Annotated in this window: 19 protein-coding genes; 11 read left to right on the top strand and 8 right to left on the bottom strand. The window is 74.0% G+C overall.

Translation table 11 applies throughout. The features are described 5' to 3' along the window. Positions 1-159 precede the first annotated feature (159 nt). Positions 160-897 carry a hypothetical protein gene (locus HNR21_RS18745; RefSeq protein ID WP_182706212.1) on the top strand — a complete coding sequence of 246 codons (738 nt, stop codon included), beginning with the start codon at positions 160-162 and terminating at the stop codon, positions 895-897. 35 nt (positions 898-932) lie between these two features. Further along, the gene (locus HNR21_RS18740) at positions 933-1130 is read left to right on the top strand and encodes a hypothetical protein (RefSeq protein ID WP_220500210.1); all 198 of its coding nucleotides are present in this window, start codon (positions 933-935) and stop codon (positions 1128-1130) included. A 61-nt stretch (positions 1131-1191) separates the two neighbouring features. On the opposite strand, the gene HNR21_RS18735 is transcribed toward HNR21_RS18740, so the two are convergent. Beyond that, the gene (locus HNR21_RS18735; protein ID WP_182706210.1) at positions 1192-1764 is read right to left on the bottom strand and encodes an SACE_7040 family transcriptional regulator; all 573 of its coding nucleotides are present in this window, start codon (positions 1762-1764) and stop codon (positions 1192-1194) included. A 78-nt stretch (positions 1765-1842) separates the two neighbouring features. Here HNR21_RS18735 and HNR21_RS18730 point away from each other — a divergent pair, with 78 nt between their 5' ends. The 7 genes from HNR21_RS18730 (at position 1843) to mtnA (ending at position 10685) form a co-directional block, all read left to right on the top strand. Next, positions 1843-3447, top strand: coding sequence for a carboxyl transferase domain-containing protein (locus HNR21_RS18730; RefSeq protein ID WP_182706209.1), 1605 nt, complete (start codon positions 1843-1845; stop codon positions 3445-3447). A 7-nt stretch (positions 3448-3454) separates the two neighbouring features. Further along, positions 3455-5449 carry an acetyl/propionyl/methylcrotonyl-CoA carboxylase subunit alpha gene (locus HNR21_RS18725; RefSeq protein ID WP_182706208.1) on the top strand — a complete coding sequence of 665 codons (1995 nt, stop codon included), beginning with the start codon at positions 3455-3457 and terminating at the stop codon, positions 5447-5449. Beyond that, positions 5446-6369: a hydroxymethylglutaryl-CoA lyase gene (locus HNR21_RS18720; RefSeq protein ID WP_182706207.1), complete on the top strand. Its 924-nt coding sequence runs from the start codon at positions 5446-5448 to the stop codon at positions 6367-6369. The genes HNR21_RS18725 and HNR21_RS18720 overlap by 4 nt, the downstream gene beginning before the upstream one ends. A gap of 5 nt (positions 6370-6374) precedes the next feature. Beyond that, complete coding sequence (locus HNR21_RS18715) at positions 6375-7523, top strand: acyl-CoA dehydrogenase family protein (protein ID WP_182706206.1); 1149 nt, start codon at positions 6375-6377, stop codon at positions 7521-7523. Between the two features lie 44 nt (positions 7524-7567). After that, positions 7568-8041, top strand: coding sequence for a MarR family winged helix-turn-helix transcriptional regulator (locus HNR21_RS18710; RefSeq protein ID WP_157996068.1), 474 nt, complete (start codon positions 7568-7570; stop codon positions 8039-8041). Then, positions 8038-9573 (top strand): DHA2 family efflux MFS transporter permease subunit, encoded by a 1536-nt coding sequence (locus HNR21_RS18705; RefSeq protein WP_182706205.1) that lies wholly within the window; start codon positions 8038-8040, stop codon positions 9571-9573. Before HNR21_RS18710 ends, HNR21_RS18705 begins: the two co-directional genes overlap by 4 nt. A gap of 74 nt (positions 9574-9647) precedes the next feature. Continuing rightward, a complete protein-coding gene (mtnA, locus tag HNR21_RS18700) occupies positions 9648-10685 on the top strand; it encodes an S-methyl-5-thioribose-1-phosphate isomerase (protein ID WP_182706204.1) in 1038 nt (345 codons plus the stop codon). Between the two features lie 149 nt (positions 10686-10834). Here the strand turns inward: mtnA and HNR21_RS18695 are convergent, their stop codons facing one another. After that, positions 10835-11065: a DUF397 domain-containing protein gene (locus tag HNR21_RS18695; protein WP_119730967.1), complete on the bottom strand. Its 231-nt coding sequence runs from the start codon at positions 11063-11065 to the stop codon at positions 10835-10837. Positions 11066-11209: 144 nt separating this feature from the next. On the opposite strand from HNR21_RS18695, the gene HNR21_RS18690 reads away from it, so the two are divergent. Next, positions 11210-11758 (top strand): ATP-binding protein, encoded by a 549-nt coding sequence (locus HNR21_RS18690; RefSeq protein ID WP_182706203.1) that lies wholly within the window; start codon positions 11210-11212, stop codon positions 11756-11758. Positions 11759-11812: 54 nt separating this feature from the next. Here HNR21_RS18690 and HNR21_RS18685 read toward each other — a convergent pair whose 3' ends face one another. Both HNR21_RS18685 and HNR21_RS18680 read right to left on the bottom strand, forming a co-directional pair. Next, positions 11813-13225 carry an alpha,alpha-trehalose-phosphate synthase (UDP-forming) gene (locus HNR21_RS18685; RefSeq protein ID WP_312881097.1) on the bottom strand — a complete coding sequence of 471 codons (1413 nt, stop codon included), beginning with the start codon at positions 13223-13225 and terminating at the stop codon, positions 11813-11815. Between the two features lie 72 nt (positions 13226-13297). Continuing rightward, a complete protein-coding gene (locus HNR21_RS18680; protein ID WP_182706201.1) occupies positions 13298-14071 on the bottom strand; it encodes a hypothetical protein in 774 nt (257 codons plus the stop codon). Positions 14072-14104: 33 nt separating this feature from the next. Here HNR21_RS18680 and HNR21_RS18675 point away from each other — a divergent pair, with 33 nt between their 5' ends. Beyond that, entirely contained in the window at positions 14105-15205 is a 1101-nt protein-coding gene (locus tag HNR21_RS18675) for an FAD-binding protein (protein ID WP_182706200.1), read from the top strand. Here HNR21_RS18675 and HNR21_RS18670 read toward each other — a convergent pair. The 4 genes from HNR21_RS18670 to HNR21_RS18655 form a co-directional block, all read right to left on the bottom strand. Beyond that, positions 15190-15834: a response regulator transcription factor gene (locus tag HNR21_RS18670; RefSeq protein WP_182706199.1), complete on the bottom strand. Its 645-nt coding sequence runs from the start codon at positions 15832-15834 to the stop codon at positions 15190-15192. The two genes, HNR21_RS18675 and HNR21_RS18670, sit on opposite strands and share 16 nt — an antisense overlap. Further along, positions 15825-16991 carry a sensor histidine kinase gene (locus HNR21_RS18665; RefSeq protein ID WP_182706198.1) on the bottom strand — a complete coding sequence of 389 codons (1167 nt, stop codon included), beginning with the start codon at positions 16989-16991 and terminating at the stop codon, positions 15825-15827. Before HNR21_RS18665 ends, HNR21_RS18670 begins: the two co-directional genes overlap by 10 nt. Further along, positions 16988-17647: a DedA family protein gene (locus tag HNR21_RS18660; RefSeq protein ID WP_182706197.1), complete on the bottom strand. Its 660-nt coding sequence runs from the start codon at positions 17645-17647 to the stop codon at positions 16988-16990. The genes HNR21_RS18665 and HNR21_RS18660 overlap by 4 nt, the downstream gene beginning before the upstream one ends. A gap of 108 nt (positions 17648-17755) precedes the next feature. Beyond that, the gene (locus HNR21_RS18655) at positions 17756-18028 is read right to left on the bottom strand and encodes a hypothetical protein (protein ID WP_182706196.1); all 273 of its coding nucleotides are present in this window, start codon (positions 18026-18028) and stop codon (positions 17756-17758) included. Positions 18029-18073: the final 45 nt, after the last annotated feature.

Genomic DNA, 18073 nt, shown 5'->3' with positions numbered 1-18073 from the left:
GCCCGGACGATCTCCGTTGTGGCGGGGGTCACACCGGCGCTAGATTGAGCGGTGCCGACCGGCGGGCCAGCGGAGCGGGATGGCCGTGCCGGGCGGGTCTTCCGCACCCCCGTGTCCGGGTCCGCGTGCCCGGACGCCCAGGCCCTCGGAGAGACAGTCATGCCATCCCGCGCCCGCCACCGCGCCTGCGCTCCCCGGCACCGCCGTTCCGTGCGCCGCTCCCGCCGCCGTCATCGCCGTCGCCGCCGGATCAGCCGGCTCGGCGCCGTCATGACCACGGTCCTGGGCCTGACGACGGCGGCGGGGCTGCTGGTGGCGCTGGGGGCGGGCGCCTCGATGAGCCGCGAGATCGCCCACGTCGACAACCCGTCCCACATGCTGCGGGTGGTGGACCGGCCGGTCACCGGCCGCCCGCTGACCGTCGTCACCCCGGAGGGCGACCGGTACACGATGGCGGCGGTGCGGGGCGCGGTCGGGCGGGCGCCGGTGGCCGGGCTGCCCGCGCCGCCGCCGGGCAAGGGGTACGCGTTCATCGACTACGTGCTGACCAATCCGCACCGCCGCCCGATCCTGCTGGACTTCCCGCCGGACCTGCTGCTGCGGCGGACGGCGGTGCCGGCGGACTTCGCCGAACGCTGCGTGTTCCGGATCGGCGCCCCGGAGGAGCTGTGCGACCTGCCGAACCGCAGCCGGGTGATCGCCCGGCTGCGGGGGTCGCGGGGGCTGGTCCGCATCGACGCCGACACCTATCTGGCGCCCCGGTCGTCGTACCTGGTCCGGGTGGTGGCCGACGCCCCGGTGCTGGACACCCTGGGCCCCCCGGACATGGCCCTGTACGTGTGGCAGGTGCGGTTCACCGGCGACCGGATCGCCCGGCGGATCCCCTTCCCGGCGTGATCGAACGCCCGGCGGGCGGGACGCGTACCACCGGCATGAGCGATGACGCGGGCGTCCGCCGGGAGATCGAGGAGCTGCGCGCCGAGCTGGCCCGGACGCGGGCGCGGCTACAGGCCGCCGAGGAGGCGCTCGAAGCCCGGACGGAGCGGGCGGCGGACGGGACGCGGATCCCCGACTCCCCCGCCGGCCTGCACTGGCTGGTCCCGCCGGATCACCGGAGGCCGTCGGCGTGATCGCGGGCCCGCCCGGCGAACGCGCGGGCCGGGCGGCCGAGCGTGTCGGGGCGTCAGCGTCTCATGTCCGGGCGGCGCGGTTCAGGGCGGCGGAGGCCATGGCGCGCAGCAGTTCGCCCATGGCCGCCCGGTCGAGCGCGCCCGCGCTGTGCGGGGTCGAGTTGAGCAGCCCGAACGCGGCGTGGACGGCGGCGCGGGCCCGTTCGGCGGGCATGTCGTGCAGCCGGAGCAGCACGCCCACCCACTCCTCGACGTAGGCGCGCTGGGCGCGGCGGATCTCGTGCCGCTGCGGCTCGGGCACGTTGTCCAGTTCCCGTTCGTGCACGGTGATCAGCGCCGGGTTGCCGAGGGCGAAGTCGACGTGCCACTCCAGCAGGGCGTCCAGGGCCCGCGCCGGGTCGGCGATGGCGGCGCGGCGGGTCCCCTCCTCCAGCAGCCGCCGGCTGATGTCCAGCAGGATCTCCGCCAGCAGCGCGTCCTTGCCGCTGAAGTGCCGGTACAGCGCCGGCCCGGTCAGCCCGACCGCGCGGCCCAGGTCGGCGATCGACACGCCGTGGTAGCCGCGGCGGGCGAACAGGTCCGCGGCGGCGGCCAGGATCTCGGTGCGCCGGGTGGGAGCGGGGGCCTCGGTCATGGTCCGAGTCTAGACGGCACCTGTTAATGTTCATTAACATCACCGTTGTTAACGTTCGTTAACTCGCTGGGGGATGGGATGACCGGACCGGTGCTGCGCAGCCGGGCGGACGCCGGGGCGGCCGAGTTCGCCCGCAACGCCGAGGTCAACCGGGCGCTGGCGGCCGAGCTGCGCGAGCATGCCGCGCGCGCCGCGCTGGGCGGGCCGCAGCGGGCCCGCGAGCGCCACCTGGCGCGCGGCAAGCTGCTGCCCCGCGACCGGGTGGCCGGGCTGCTCGACCCGGGCTCGCCGTTCCTGGAGCTGTCGCCGCTGGCGGCGTTCGGGATGTACGACGACGAGGCCCCGGGCGCGGGCATCATCACCGGCATCGGCCGGGTGCGGGGCCGCGAGTGCGTGATCGTCGCCAACGACGCCACCGTCAAGGGCGGCACCTACTACCCGATGACGGTCAAGAAGCACCTGCGCGCCCAGGAGGTGGCGCTGCACAACCGGCTGCCGTGCATCTACCTGGTGGACTCCGGGGGCGCGTTCCTGCCCAGGCAGGACGAGGTGTTCCCGGACCGGGAGCACTTCGGCCGGATCTTCTACAACCAGGCCACCATGTCGCAGCGGGGCATCCCGCAGATCGCGGCGGTGCTCGGGTCGTGCACCGCCGGCGGGGCGTACGTGCCGGCGATGAGCGACGAGGCGGTCATCGTGCGCGGCCAGGGCACCATCTTCCTGGGCGGGCCGCCGCTGGTGAAGGCCGCGACCGGCGAGGTCGTCACGGCCGAGGAGCTGGGCGGCGGCGAGCTGCACGCCCGCACCTCCGGGGTCACCGACCACCTCGCCGAGGACGACGCGCACGCGCTGCGGATCGTCCGCGACATCGTCGGCACCCTCGGCCCGCGCGAGCCGTGCCCGTGGGAGGTGACCGACCCCGAGGAGCCCGCCGCCGACCCGTCGGAGCTGTACGGGATCGTGCCGCCGGACCCGCGCACTCCCTACGACGTGCGCGAGGTGATCGCCCGGATCGTGGACGGCAGCCGGTTCGCCGAGTTCAAGGCCGAGTACGGGCCGACGCTGGTGACCGGGTTCGCCCGGATCCACGGCCACCCGGTGGGGATCGTCGCCAACAACGGCATCCTGTTCGCCGAGTCGGCGCTCAAGGGGGCTCACTTCATCGAGCTGTGCGACCGGCGGCGGGTCCCGCTGGTGTTCCTGCAGAACATCACCGGGTTCATGGTGGGCCGCCAGTACGAGGCGGGGGGCATCGCCAAGCACGGGGCCAAGATGGTCACCGCGGTGTCCTGCGCCCGGGTGCCCAAGTTCACCGTGGTGATCGGCGGATCGTTCGGGGCGGGCAACTACGCGATGTGCGGGCGGGCCTATTCGCCGCGCTTCCTGTGGATGTGGCCGAACGCGCGGATCTCGGTGATGGGCGGCGAGCAGGCGGCCTCGGTGCTGGCGACGGTGCGCCGCGACCAGCTCGGCGACTCCTGGCCGGCGGAGGCCGAGGAGGAGTTCAAGAAGCCGATCCGCGAGCAGTACGAACGGCAGGGCAACCCGTACTACTCCACGGCGCGGCTGTGGGACGACGGCGTGATCGACCCGCTGGACACCCGGCGGGTGCTGGGGCTGGCGCTGTCGGTGGCCGCGAACGCGCCGCTGGAGCCGGTGGGCTACGGCGTGTTCCGGATGTGAGGGTCCGATGTTCCAGACAGTTCTGATCGCCAACCGGGGCGAGATCGCCGTCCGGATCGCCCGCACGCTGCGGCGGCTGGGCATCCGGTCGGTGGCCGTGCACAGCGACGCCGACGCCGGGGCCCGGCACGTCCGGGAGGCCGACGAGGCGGTGCGGGTCTCCGGCTACCTGGACATCGCGGCGGTCGTGGAGGCCGCGCGGCGGTCCGGGGCGCAGGCGGTGCACCCCGGCTACGGGTTCCTGGCCGAGAACACCGCGTTCGCCCGGGCCTGCGCCGAGGCGGGGCTGGTGTTCGTGGGGCCGCCGGCCGGCGCGATCGAGGCGATGGGCGACAAGATCCGCGCCAAGCGGACGGTGGCGGCGGCGGGCGTGCCGGTGGTGCCGGGCCGTGACGAGCCGGGCCTGTCGGACGCCGAGCTGGCCGAGGCCGCGCTCGAGGTCGGGCTGCCGGTGCTGCTCAAGCCGTCGGCGGGCGGCGGCGGCAAGGGCATGCGGCTGGTCCGCGACCCCGCCGAGCTGGCCGGGGCGATCGAGGCGGCCCGCCGGGAGGCGCGCGGCGCGTTCGGCGACGACACGCTGCTGGTGGAGCGGTTCGTCACCAACCCGCGGCACATCGAGATCCAGGTGTTCGCCGACTCCCACGGCAACGTGGTGCATCTGGGCGAACGCGAGTGCAGCCTGCAGCGCCGCCACCAGAAGATCGTCGAGGAGGCGCCGAGCCCGCTGCTGGACGCCGCCCGGCGGGAGCGGATGGGCGCCACCGCCTGCGCCGCCGCCCGCGCGGTCGGCTATGTGGGCGCGGGCACGGTGGAGTACATCGTGTCGGCGGACCGGCCCGACGAGTACTTCTTCATGGAGATGAACACCCGGCTGCAGGTCGAGCATCCGGTCACCGAGCTGGTCACCGGCCTGGACCTGGTGGAGCTGCAGCTGCGGATCGCCGCCGGGGAGCCGCTGCCGTTCGCCCAGGACGACGTGCGGATGAACGGCCACGCGATCGAGGCGCGCGTCTACGCCGAGGACCCGGCCCGCGGCTTCCTGCCCACCGGCGGGCGGGTGCTGGCGCTGGACGAGCCGGAGACGCGGGTGGACTCGGGGATCTCCGAGGGCGACGAGGTCGGCAGCTCCTACGACCCGATGCTGGCCAAGGTGATCGCCTGGGGCGAGGACCGGGGCGCCGCGCTGCGCCGCCTGGACCGGGCGCTGGCCTCGTACACGCTGCTGGGGGTGCCGTCCAACATCGCGTTCCTGCGGGCGCTGCTGGCCCACCCGGACGTGGTGTCGGGCCGCCTGGACACCGGGCTGGTGGAACGGTCGCTGGACGACCTGATCGCCGAGGACGTGCCCGCGGAGGTCCTGGCCGCCGCCGCGCTGGAACGCACCCTCGCGCTGGAGACCGGCGACACCGATCCGTGGGCGATCCCGGACGGCTGGCGGCTGGGCGGCGTCCCGGCCTGGACCTCCTGGATCATCACCCCCTCGGGCGGCAGGCCCGTCGAGGTCCGCGTCCGGGGCCGGGCGGCGAACGCCGAAGTCCTCATCGAGGGCGAGGAGACCTCCGGGAGCGCCACGGCGGACGGTGCCGCTCCCGTACCCGCGGCGTTGTCCCGGGACGGCGGGAGGTTGCGGCTGTCGTACGGGGGACGTACGACGTCGTTCGCGTACGCGCGGGACGGCGAGGTGCTGTGGCTGGGCCGTGACGGGCGCGTCTGGGCGCTGGCCGAGCACGTGCGCGGCGAGGAGGCCGGCGCGGGCGCGGGCGGCGCGGGCGACGGCGTGCTGCGCAGCCCGATGCCCGGCACCGTCATCGCCGTCAAGGCCGCCGAGGGCGACCGCGTCACCGAGGGCCAGCCGCTGGTCGTCGTGGAGGCCATGAAGATGGAGCACACCGTCACCGCCCCGATGGACGGGGTGGTCTCCCGGATCGCCGTCCGGCCGGGCGCCGGGGTGGCGCTGGACGCCGTGCTCGCCGAGATCACCCCACAGGAGGCCGGGTCATGAGCGCGTTCCCGCTGGAGGGGCTGCCGGAGCGGGTGACGATCCACGAGGTCGGGCCGCGCGACGGGCTGCAGAACGAGAAGGCGATCGTCCCGGTCGCCGACAAGGCCGAGTTCATCGCCCGGCTCGCCGACGCCGGGCTGCGCACCATCGAGGCGACCAGCTTCGTGCACCCCAAGTGGGTTCCGCAGCTGGCCGACGCCGAGGAACTGCTGGCGACCATGACCCGCGCCGAGGGCGTCCGCTACCCGGTGCTGGTGCCCAACGAGCGCGGCCTGGACCGGGCGCTGGCGTCGGGGATCACCGAGATCGCCGTGTTCGCCAGCGCGACGGAGAGCTTCGCCCGCCGCAACCTCAACCGCACGATCGACGAGTCCCTGGAGATGTTCGCGCCGGTCGTGGGCCGCGCCCGGGAGAACGGCCTGTGGGTGCGGGCGTACGTGTCGATGGCGTTCGGCGACCCGTGGGAGGGCGAGGTCCCCGTCGAGCAGGTCGTCTCGGTCGCCGTCCGGCTGATGGACCTGGGCTGCTCACAGCTGAGCCTGGGCGACACCATCGGCGTCGGCACCCCCGGCCACGTCACCGCGCTGATCGGGGCGCTGACCGAGGCCGGGGTCGGGGCGGACCGGCTGGCGGTGCACTTCCACGACACCTACGGGCAGGCGCTGGCGAACACGCTGGCCGCGCTGCGCTGCGGGGTCACCGTCGTGGACTCCTCGGCGGGCGGGATCGGCGGCTGCCCGTACGCCGAGAGCGCCACCGGCAACCTGGCCACCGAGGACCTGGTCTGGATGCTGCACGGGCTGGGCATCGAGACCGGCGTCGACCTGCCGAAGCTGGCCGCCACCAGCCGCTGGATGGCCGCCCGCCTGGGCCGCCCCAGCCCCTCCCGCGTCGTCCAGGCCCTGTCATCGAAGGATTGAGCGAGATGATCGACTTCACCCTGTCCGAGGAGCACGAGGAGCTGCGCCGGTCCGTCGAGCGGTTCGCCCGCGAGGTGGTGGCGCCGGTGATCGGCGACCTGTACGAGCGGGGCGAGTTCCCGTACGAGATCGTCGCCCAGATGGGCAAGATGGGCCTGTTCGGGCTGCCGTTCCCCGAGGAGTACGGCGGCATGGGCGGCGACTACTTCGCGCTGTGCCTGGCCCTGGAGGAGCTGGCCCGGGTGGACTCCTCGGTGGCGATCACCCTGGAGGCCGGGGTGTCGCTGGGCGCGATGCCGATCTACCGGTTCGGCACCGAGGAGCAGAAGCGGCGGTGGCTGCCGCGGCTGTGCGCGGGTGAGCGGCTGGCGGCGTTCGGGCTGACCGAGCCGGGCGGCGGGTCGGACGTGCCCGGCGGGATGCGCACCACGGCCCGGCTGGAGGACGGCCAGTGGGTGATCAACGGCTCCAAGGCGTTCATCACCAACTCCGGCACCGACATCACCGCGTTCGTCACGGTGACCGCGCTGACCGGCGAGAAGGAGATCTCGGCGATCATCGTGCCGAACGGCACCCCGGGCTTCACGGTGGGCCGCAAGTACTCCAAGGTCGGCTGGTCGGCCTCCGACACCCGGGAGCTGTCGTTCGACGACGTGCGGGTGCCCGAGGAGAACCTGGTCGGCGAGCGGGGCCGGGGCTACGCCCAGTTCCTGCGGATCCTCGACGAGGGCCGGATCGCCATCGCCGCCCTGTCGGTGGGCCTGGCGCAGGGCTGCATCGACGAGTGCCTGCGCTACGTCAGGGAGCGCGAGGCGTTCGGCCGGGCCATCGGGCGGTACCAGGCCATCCAGTTCAAGATCGCCGACATGGAGGCCCGCGCGCACACCGCCCGGCTGGCCTACTACGCCGCCGCGGCGAAGATGCTGGCCGGCGAGCCGTTCAAGAAGGAGGCCGCGATCGCCAAGCTGGTCGCCTCCAACGCGGCGATGGACAACGCCCGCGAGGCCACCCAGATCTTCGGCGGCTACGGCTTCATGAACGAGTACCCGGTCGGCCGGTTCTACCGGGACGCCAAGATCCTCGAAGTGGGCGAGGGCACCTCCGAGGTGCAGCGGATGCTGATCGCCCGGGCGCTGGGACTCAGCTCACACTGAAAACCGTTCGCGACGATCGTTGCGGGCCGGATAAGTTTGCGTTCGTGCAACCAAACCCCTCGGTGGAGGAACTCGCCGACGGGCTCGGGGGACTGATCACCTACCTGATGAAGAGCGCCGAGGGCGACATCTTCCGCGACTTCCTGCGGCTGGACCTGTCGCCCTCCCAGATCCGGGCGCTCTTCCTGGTGGAACGCGCCCCGAGCCCGCTGGCCGTCCACGAGCTCGCGGCCGAGCTCCAACTGTCCATGGCCGCCACGGGGCGCGCGGTGGACGCGCTGGTCCGGCACGGGCTCGCGGAACGGCACGAGGACTCCGGCGACCGCCGGGTCAAGCGCATCAGCGCCACCCCCGCGGGCCACGAGCTGGTCGCCCAGCTGTACGCGGCGCGCCGCGAGGACATGCGACGCTTCGCCGCGTCGCTGACCGAGGAGGAGCGCACGGGGCTGGTGAAGGCGCTGGCCCCCATCCTGGCGCGCCCGGAGATCCGGGCCCTGACGATTGGACCCTTCTGTTGAAGTCTTCCGCTCCCCCGGAGGTCGCCGCCTCCACCGGAGGCGGTGAGCCTGCGTCCGACCGCCTGGACCGGGCCGTCTGGGCCACCGCGGCGGTGGTGGTGCTGGGCGCGGTCATGTCGATCCTCGACGTGACCGTCGTCAACATCGCCATCCCCGCCCTGGTCCAGGAGTTCGAATCTCCGCTGTCGCAGATCCAGTGGGTGGCCACCGGCTACACGCTGGCGCTGGCCACAGTGATCCCGGTGACCGGCTGGGCGTGCGCCCGGTTCGGCACCAAGCGGCTGTTCATGATCTCGCTGGTGCTGTTCGTGGCCGGCTCGGCGCTGGCCGGAGCGGCCTGGTCGGCCGAGTCGCTGATCGCCTTCCGGGTGCTGCAGGGTCTGGGCGGCGGCATGATCATGCCGGCCGGTATGACCATCATGGCGCAGAAGGCCGGCCCGCAGCGGGTCGGCAAGGTGATGAGCGTGGTCGGCATCCCGATGCTGCTCGGCCCGATCGGCGGCCCCATCCTGGGCGGCTGGCTGGTCGACGACGTGTCGTGGCGCTGGATCTTCTACATCAACGTGCCGATCGGCGTGGTCACCCTGATCATGGCCTGGAAGATCCTGGACCGGGACGTCCCGCAGCCTGCCGAGCGGCTGGACCTGCTCGGGCTGCTGCTGCTGTCGCCGGGTCTGGCCGCGCTGATCTACGGCCTGGCCACCGGCGCGGAGAAGAGCTCGTTCTCCTCCACCACGGTGCTGGTCACCACCATCGGCGGCGCGCTGCTGGTGGCCGGGTTCGCGGTGCGCGCGACGATGGCCGCCAACCCGCTGATCGACCTGCGGCTGTTCAAGCGCCGTTCGGTGCTGACCGCGTCGCTGACGCTGACCACGTTCGGCGTCGCGTTCTTCGGCGCGATGCTGCTGCTGCCGCTGTACTTCCAGTCGGTGCAGATGGAGACCGCGCTGGGCACCGGCCTGCTGCTGATCCCGCAGGGCGTCGGCGCGATGATCACCATGCCGATCGGCGGCCTGCTCACCGACAGGATGGGCCCCGGCCGGGTGGTGCTGGTCGGGCTGCCGATCATCGTGGTCAGCATGTTCGGCCTGACCTTCATCGAGGCCGACACCTCCTACGTGCAGCTCGGCGCGATCTTCTTCGTGCTGGGCCTGGGCATGGGGCTGACCATGATGCCGACGATGTCGGCGGCCATGCAGAGCCTCGGCCACGACGAGGTGCCGCGGGCCAGCACGGCGCTCAACATCATCCAGCAGGTCGCCGGGTCGATCGGCACCGCCGCGTTCTCGGTGATCCTGACCAACGAGATGAAGGACCGGATCCCCGGCGCGGGCGGCGCGTTCGGCGGCGAGGGCGCGCAGAACCTCCCGCCGGAGGCGCTGGCCAAGCTGCCGCCGCTGATGGCCGAGTCGTACGCGGCGACGTTCTGGTGGGCGGTGATCCTGCTGGCGGTGGCGGTGCTGCCGGCGCTGTTCCTGCCGCGCACCAGGCCGGAGACGGGCGCGGCGCAGCCCACGGTGCCGATGCACTGATCCCTTCCGCGAAGGGCCCGTGAACGTGGCCGGCGGCACTGCCGCCGGCCACTTCGCGTTCGTAGGCTGGGATCATGACAGAGCCGCTGCAGGCCGTGCGCTGGACCGGGGACGCGCTCCGGCTGATCGACCAGACCGTGCTGCCGGGCCGGCTGGAGCATCTGGAGATCCGGGACGTGGACGCCCTGGTGGACGCCATCCGCCGGCTGGTCGTCCGGGGCGCCCCCGCGCTGGGCGTGGCGGGCGCGTACGGGGTCGCGGTGGCGATGCTGCAGGCCGAGCGGGAGGGCTGGGACCGGCCGGCGCTGGAGGCGGCGATCGACCGGATCCGCACCGCCCGGCCCACGGCGGTGAACCTGGCGGTCGGGGTGGACCGGGTGCGCCCGCTCGTCGACGCGGGCCCGGCGGCGGTCGCCGCCGAGGCCGAGCGGTTCCTGCGCGAGGATCTGGCGGCCAACCACGCGATCGGGGCGCACGGGGCGGACTGGATCCTGGCCCGGGTGTCCCGGCGGCCGGTGCGGGTCCTGACGCACTGCAACGCGGGGGCGCTGGCGACCTCCGGCTGGGGCACCGCCCTCGGCGTGGTCCGCGAGCTGCACGCCCGGGGCGCACTGGAGATCGTGTACGCCGACGAGACCCGTCCCCTGCTGCAGGGCTCCCGGCTGACCGCCTGGGAGCTGGCCCACGACGGCATCCCGCATCTGGTCCAGGCCGACGGGGCGGCCCCGAGCACCGTCCTGCGCGGGCTGGTGGACGTGGCGGTGATCGGCGCGGACCGGGTCGCCGCCAACGGCGACGTGGCCAACAAGATCGGGTCGGTCGGGGTGGCGCTGGCCTGCGCGCACGCCGGGATCCCGTTCGTCGTGGCGGCCCCCTGCAGCACCGTGGACCTGACGACCGCCACCGGGGCGGACATCCCCATCGAGCTGCGCGACGGCGAGGAGGTGCTCGCCTGGGAGGGCGTGCGGACCGCCCCGGCCGCCACGCGCGGCTTCAACCCCGCGTTCGACGTGACGCCCGCCGGGCTGGTCACCGCGCTGGTGACCGAGACCGGCGTGCTGGAGGTCTCGCGCGGCCAGACCCCCGGCGGCGACGCCCCGTCCGGGGCGTAGGGCGCGGTCCGGGCCGGCGGGCGGCCCGGTGTCACGCCGCCGGTGGGCGCGTCGCCCCGACGAACGGGGAGTGGGGGTGACGCGCCCGGCCGCGGCGGAGTGAGGATCGTCCGACGCGTCCTCCCGGGGTCGTCCCCCGGGCCAGCGGGTCAGGCGATCAGGTGGTCGAAGTCGCCGTCCTTGGCTCCGCCGACGAAGGCCTCCATCTCCTCCCTGGTGTAGACCAGCACCGGGCCCTGCGGGTACCGCGAGTTCCGGACGGCGATCTCGCCGGTCGGGAGCTGGGCCATCTCCACGCAGTTGCCGCTCGGGTTGCTCCGGCGGCTCTTCTGCCAGACGAGCTCCTGGTCGCTCAGGCCCGCCGCTGTGGCGTCGTACATGCTTCGCCCCCTTAGGACAGGTGCCCCACCCGAGCCCTACTGTACTGAATGCACGTGCATCCGTTCTTGCATACGCCCTTGCACCTGCACAACAAGCGGAGCAAGATAGCGAACACAGGCCACCGACAGCCCTGGGGTTTCGCGATGATCCTTGACCAGGCAGACGACGCCACCGACACGCCGGTACGGGAAGGAAGCCGGCACTGGTGGCTGTCCGCGCTGGACCAGTCCCCCCGGCCGCCCGGCTACTGGCCGGCGCCGGCCTCCTCCAGCCCGCGCACCGCGCGGCTCGTGCTGCGCACCGAGGCCGGCTCCCCCCGGGCCGCCCGCCGGTTCACCAGCCGCACGCTGGACGAATGGGGGCTGGGTGAGCCGGCCGAGGACGTCACCATGGTCGTCTCGGAGCTGGTCACCAACGCGGTGCGGTACGGCCTGGACGGCCTGCCGCCGGCCGCCCAGCTGTGCCCGGTGCAGCTGGCCCTGTTCTGCCACCCGCGCCGGCTGGTCGTGGTGGTCACCGACCCCAGCGACCACATCCCGCGGATCGCCGCGCCCGACGCCGACCGGCACGCCGAGAACGGCCGCGGCCTGCGGGTGGTCGAGGCCCTGTCGAGCGCCTGGGGATGGGCTCCGCTCACCAGCGGCGGCAAGGCGGTCTGGGCCGCCTTCGACCTGCGCCGCCGCACCCCCTGAGCCGTGATCGCCCGGCCCCCTGGACGGCGGGGCCGGGCGGTCGCGGCGCCCCGGTCAGCGGGCCGACGGCTGGTCGGGGTGGTGCGGGTTCTCCAGCGCGGTGAGGAACTCCCGCGCCCAGCGGTCCACGTCGTGCTCGATCACCCGGCGGCGCATCGGCCGCATCCGGCGGGACTGCTCGGCGGGCTCGGCCCGCAGCGCCTCCAGCAGCGTCGCCTTGAGGCCGTTGATGTCGTAGGGGTTGACCAGGAACGCCCGCTTGAGCTCGTCGGCGGCCCCGGCGAACTCGCTGAGCACCAGCGCCCCGCGGTGGTCGGTCCGGCAGGCCACGTACTCCTTGGCCACCAGGTTCATGCCGTCCCGCAGCGGCGTCACCACCATCACGTCCGCCGCCAGGTACAGCGCGGCCAGCTCGTCGCGGGTGTAGGAGGTGTGCAGGTAGTGGATCACCGGGAGGCCCAGCTCGGCGTACTCCCCGTTGATCCGGCCGACCTCCTGCTCGATCTGGTCGCGCAGCAGCCGGTACTGCTCGACCCGCTCCCGGCTGGGCGTGGCGATCTGCACGAACACCGCCTCGCCGGGCTTGAGGTCGCCGTCGCGGAACAGCTCACCGAACGCCTGCAGCCGCTGCGCGATGCCCTTGGTGTAGTCCAGCCGGTCCACCCCGAGCAGCACCTTGGCCCCGCCCAGGTCGGCCCGGATCTCCTCGGCCCGCCGCCGCACCGCCGGGTCGCCGATCAGCGCCTCCAGCTCGCGCACGTCCACCGAGATCGGGAACGCCGCGGCCCGCACCGCCCGGTCCCCGACGAAGGCCATCTGCCCGCTGGTCCGCCCGTCCAGCAGCCGGCGGGCCAGCCGCAGGAAGTTGGCCGCGGCCCCGGGCCGCTGGAAGCCCACCAGGTCGGCGCCCAGCAGCCCCTCGATGATCTGCCGCCGCCACGGCAGCTGCCAGAACAGCTCCATCGGCGGGAACGGGATGTGCAGGAAGAACCCGATCCGCAGATCGGGCCGCAGCTCCCGCAGCATCGCCGGGACCAGCTGCAGCTGGTAGTCCTGCACCCACACCACCGCCCGCTCGGCGGCGACCTCGGCGGCCTTCTCGGCGAACCGCCGGTTGACCTTGACGTAGGCGTCCCAGAGCTTGCGCTCGTACACCGGCGGGGCGATCACGTCGTGGTACAGCGGCCACAACGTGGCGTTGGAGAAGCCCTCGTAGTAACGCTCGACCTCCAGCGCCGACAGTCCCACCGGCACCAGGTGCATGCCGTCCTCGACGAACGGCTCCAGTTCCTCGTCCGGGGCCCCCGGCCATCCGATCCACGCCCCGTCCCTGGCCCGCATCACCGGCGCGATCGCGGTCACCAGCCCGCCGGGGCTGCGCCGCCACGAGGGCGCACCGTCCTCGCCGTTGACCCGGTCCACCGGGAGCCGGTTGGCCACCACAACGAACTCACTGCGGTCCGACACGCGTCCTCCCTGACAATCCATGATCAGATGCCCGGAAACCGGCGATCGAACCGCGTCGCGGTATGTGATCGATCACCCGTCCGAGGCGTGTTGCGGCAGGTCCGGGCCGTCGAGCGGGTCCCGGTGGCCGATCGCCCTCCCGGTCCTCAGGTCGTGGGCGCGGACCGGCACGAGGTCCGGGTGGACGAAGCGGTACGCCGGTTCGGTGGGATCCAGCCCCTCGGCGAGCAGCAGCGCCCGCACGGTGCGCAGGGCGTTGTCGCGGGCCGTGTGACGGGAGTCCGCCGAGTACCCCCACCCGCGCAGGCCGGACGGCAGATGGGTGACGCCGATGCGGTCGACGCCGTCCCGGGTGCAGAACCGGCTGATGCTCCAGTCGGCGGGGTCGCCCGGCAGCGCGGCGGGATCGACGGGCTCGCCGGAGTCGGGCAGCACCAGCACCCGTACCGTCTCGCCGGTCGCCGCGTCGCGGTGCAGGCCCGTCCGGTGCTTGAAGACGCTCCACGCGCCGGGGCCGTCCTCGCCCGCGCAGACCGCCAGGTCCACGGGCGGGGTCGGGCCGGTGAAGTGCTCGACGCGCCAGCCGCGCCGGCGTGCGCCGCGCTCGCAGGCCCGCAGCAGCCATGACGCCAGGGCGCCGCGGCCGTCGATGCGGATCACCACGTCGTACGGGTCGAAGCGGTCGCGGGCCCCGTCCGTTCCGTCGAAGCTCAGGGCCTCCAGGGCGGCCAGCTCGCGGCGGAGCCTGCGGGCCAGCCGGAAACGGCGCAGCACGGCGGGGTCGCGCAGCCGCTCCTCGATGTCGGCATACTCGGCCAGGGCCGTCTCGTAGCCCGAACCTGCCATGGATACATCATCCCGCAATGAGGAGATAACGGCATGTCCGGTGATTTCGGGGGGATTGTCCGGGTCACTCCGCGGGAGGTGCTCCGGCCCGGGTCGGCGGAGGAGGTCGCCGCCGCGCTGCGCGGTGCGAACGGAGCTGTGGTGCCCCGGGGCTGCGCCCACTCGGCCTACGGGCAGGCGCAGACGGACGGCGGCGTGCTGCTGGACATGCGGGGACTGTGCGCCGTTCACGAGGTGACGCCGGACCGGGTGACGGTGGACGCGGGCGCGACGTGGCGCGAGGTGCTGGAGGCGACGCTGCCGCACGGCCGCACTCCCCCGGTGCTGACCGACTACCTGGACGTGACCGTGGGCGGAACGCTGTCGGCGGGCGGGGTGGGCGGCGACTCGCACCGGCACGGCGTCCAGGCCGACCATGTGCTGTCCCTGGAGGTGGCGACTCCGCAGGGCGAGGTGGTGACCTGCTCGCCCGGCCGCCGCCGGGACCTGTTCGACGCCGTGCGCGGAGGGCTGGGACGGCACGGGGTGATCGTGCGGGCGTCCCTGCGGCTCGTTCCGGCCCCGGAACGGGTCCGCGTGCACAAGCTGCTGTACGCGACGGCAGGGGCACTCCTGGACGCGCTGCGCCGCGTTCCGGCCGACCACGTTCAGGGGCAGGCCAAGCTCGACCCGGCGTGGCGGTACGAGCTGACCGCGACCGTGTACGGGCCGGGGCCCGGCATCGAGGGCGCGGCCGAGGTCGTGGAGATGCCGTACGGGCGGTTCGCCGACCGGATGCGCCCGGACGTGGAGGAGCTGATCCGCCTGGGCGAGTGGGCGCGCCCGCACCCGTGGGGCATCGTCTTCCTGCCCGCCCGGCACGCCGCCGCCGTCATCGAGGCCACCCTCGCCGAGACCACCGCCGCCGACATCGGCCTCAGCGGCGTGATCCTGATCAGCCGGTTGAGCGTCCGGGGCGTCCCGGCGCTGCCCGTCCCGCCGGATCCGGTGATGCTGGCGATGCTGCGGACCGCCTCACCGGGCGCGGCCGGGCCGGACGCCATGCTGGAGGCCAACCGGCGTCTGCTGGAACGCGCCCGCGCGGTCGGCGGCACCCGCTACCCGATCGACGCCGTTCCTCAGGAGTCCAGATAGCGCAGGACGGCCAGGACCCGGCGGCTGAAGCCCGCGGCGTCGGTCAGCTCGAGCTTGTCGAAGATCTGGTTGACGTGCTTTTCCACCGCGCTCTGCGAGATGTGCAGGTGGGCGGCGATGCCGGCGTTGGTGCGGCCCTGCGCCATGTGGTCCAGCACGTCCCGCTCGCGCGGCGTCAGGCGGCTCAGCGGATCGGTGCGGGTGCTGCGGGCCAGCAGCCTCCGGACCACCTCCGGATCGAACGCCGCGCCCCCGGCCGCCACCCGCTCCAGGGCGTCCAGGAACTCGTCCACCTGCCCGACCCGGTCCTTGAGCAGATACCCGACTCCGCCGCCCTCGCCGGTGATCAGCTCGGTGGCGTACCGCTTCTCCACGTACTGCGACAGCACCAGCACCGCCACGTCCGGCCGGCGGCGGCGGATCTCCAGGGCGGCGCGGATGCCCTCGTCGGTGTGGGTGGGCGGCATCCGCACGTCGACCACCGCCACGTCCGGCGGGTCGGCGTCCACCGCCGCCAGCAGCGCGTCGGCGTCGCCGACCGCGGCGACCACCTCGTGCCCCTCCTCGGCCAGCAGCCGGACCAGGCCCTCGCGCAGCAGCGTGGAGTCCTCGGCCAGCGTCACCCGCACGGCAGCTCCGCGGTGATCACGGTGGGCCCGCCGGGCGGGCTGTCCACGGTCAGCCGGCCGTCCAGGGCGGCGGCGCGCCGGGCCAGGCCGGCCAGCCCGCCGCCCGCCGGGTCCGCCCCGCCGACGCCGTCGTCCTCGATCCGCACGCTCAGCATTGTCCCGTGCTCGCGGACCCGGACGGTCACCCGCCGGGCGCGGGCGTGCTTGGCGGCGTTGGTGACGGCCTCGCAGACCACGAAGTAGGCGGCGGTCTCCACCCGGCTCGGCAGCCGGCCCGCGGCGGCGTAGTCGATGACCACGGGCACCGCGGACCGTTCGGCGACCGTCTCCAGCGCGGCGCGCAGCCCGTCGGCGTCCAGCGCGGCCGGGTAGACCCGCCAGGACACCTCCCGCAGGTCCTCCAGCGCCCGCTGCGCCTCCTCGTGGGCCTGCCGGACCAGCTCGGCCGCGCGCTCGGGGTCGCGGGCGCGGCGGGCGCGGCCGATCAGCATCGACAGCCCCACCAGCCGCTGCTGCACCCCGTCGTGCAGGTCCCGTTCGATGCGGCGGCGCTCGTCGTCGACCGCGTCCACGACCTCGGCGCGGCTGGCCGACAGCTGGGCGATCCGCCGCTCGTAGAGCTCCAGCAGGCTCGGGCCCAGGCAGCGGCGGGCCAGCCGCCGTTCCAGCACCGCCGCCCCGGCCAGGCCCTGCAGGTCCAGGTAGAGCAGCACCGCTCCGACGAGCCCGACGCCCAGCACCCGCATCGGGGTGGGGCCGTAGTCGGGCGGGTGGGTGCCGAGGATCCACCAGCTCAGCAGGACGGCCGTGACGCCCAGCCCGTACACCAGCAGCAGCAGGACCGCGCCGCTCAGCAGCCCGACCGGCACCCGCAGCACCAGGTAGGCCAGCGCCTGCAGCGGCCCGTAGCCGCCGACGCTCTCGCCGCCCAGCAGGACCTTCAGCCGCCTGCGCTCGACCTCCACCAGCCACCGGGCGGCGCGGGCCACGGTCCGCGGCACCATGTCCTGGCCCCGCGAGAACACGAACGCGTACGCGACGCCCACGGCCGCCACGACCAGGAAGACGGCCTCCACCAGGGCGGTCGCCGCCCCGAGCGCCAGCCCCGCGATCCCCTTGACCCCGGCCCGCAGCCGCTGGGCGGCGCGCAGCCTCATCCGCGCACGCGCTCGGAGCCGGCCCGGCGCGACCCGGCCAGCCGTACGGCGACGAACCCGGCCGCGGCCAGCACGGCGACGGCCAGGACCCCCTTGGCGTAGGTGCCCACGAATCCCTCCACGGTGTGCCAGTTGTCCCCCAATGCATAACCGGCGAGGACGAACGTGGCGTTCCAGATGAGGCTGCCGAGCGCGGTGAGTCCCAGGAACGTGGGCACCGGCATCCGCTGCACGCCCGCCGGCACCGAGATCAGGCTCCGGAAGATCGGGATCATCCGGCCGACCAGCACCGCCTTGGTGCCGTGCCGGGCGAACCACTCCTCCGTGCGGTCCAGGTCCGACAGTTTGACCAGCGGCAGCCGGGCGGCCAGGCTCCGCACCCGGTCCCGGCCGATCAGCGCCCCCACCCAGTACAGGACCAGCGCGCCGGCGACCGAGCCGAGGGTGGTCCACACGATCGCGGCGAGCAGGCTCATCCGTCCCTGTCCGGCGGTGAACCCGGCCAGCGGCAGGATCACCTCGCTGGGCAGCGGCGGGAACAGGTTCTCCAGCGCCACCGCCAGTCCCGCGCCGGGCGCCCCCAGCCGTTCCATCAGGTCGACCGCGAACCCCGCCACACCGTCGGCCGCGACCTCGTCACCCGCATGTCCGATCATGCTTCGACGCTAGGAACCGGCGGCCTCGTCCGACATGAAGCCGGCCGCCGACCTCGCGGCGGCCTCCCGCACCGCCCGCCCTGTGGTTTTCCGCAGGGCGGGCGTGGATCAGCAGGTCGCGGGGGTCGTCTCGATCTCGGCGCGCCAGTTCGCCAGGTGCCGGGCGCGTTCGGTCTCGTCCTCGAACTCGATCACGGTGACCGGGCCGGCCCCGGCGGGACCGGCCGGGCCCCGCGGGCGCGGGCGGCCGTCGAGGATCAGGTACGGAACGCCCGCCGCCTCGGCCAGGTAGACGGTCCGGTCGCCGCTGCGGCCGCAGACCCGGACCCCGGGGAACCGCGCGAGGACGTCCGGCCCCGCGGTGAACGTCTCGATGCGCACGGCGTCATTTCCGCACGCGGCCGTGGCGCGCGGGTGTCGCGCCGG

Origin of the sequence: Thermomonospora cellulosilytica, from assembly GCF_014138835.1 — a bacterium.
GTDB lineage: Bacteria > Actinomycetota > Actinomycetes > Streptosporangiales > Streptosporangiaceae > Thermomonospora > Thermomonospora amylolytica.
Note: the sequence above shows the minus strand (reverse complement) of the source record. Positions and strands in the feature narration are given on the sequence as shown.